The following is a 305-nucleotide window of genomic DNA, read 5'->3' as shown; positions in this document are numbered from 1 at the left end:
TCATCTGTGTGGCCAAGAGTGGAAACTAGATATGAAATCTCGGAATTAATTAGGGTACTTTTCTTCATGTTTTGCGACCTTCTGTGTTATCGCTATTGTCGATTTTAAACTCATCGATACGTATCGATGAGAATAATAACCAACATGAACTGATTAGCGAGGGGTAGATTGAGAATGTGTGACTAGGATCGATCTAGGGGAGGGTGAGAATGTGAGTGAGTTATCACTTCACTGATTCGTTTCATCAATAGTTCCATAAGCGGAGTATGAATAATTTGCTCTTCAAAAACGCTACTGTCTGTAGA

The 305-nt window shown here is 39.0% G+C and carries 1 pseudogene; it reads right to left on the bottom strand.

Annotation, left to right across the window (positions count from 1 at the left end):
- Positions 1–68: pseudogene (locus AB4585_RS28365) on the bottom strand (D-ribose pyranase); the annotation flags it as partial.
- Positions 69–305: the final 237 nt, after the last annotated feature.

It is taken from the genome of Vibrio sp. 10N.222.49.C9 (assembly GCF_041474985.1).
Taxonomy (GTDB): domain Bacteria; phylum Pseudomonadota; class Gammaproteobacteria; order Enterobacterales; family Vibrionaceae; genus Vibrio; species Vibrio crassostreae_C.
The sequence above is the reverse complement of the archived record's forward strand: the minus strand, read 5'-3'. Positions and strand labels throughout refer to the sequence as shown.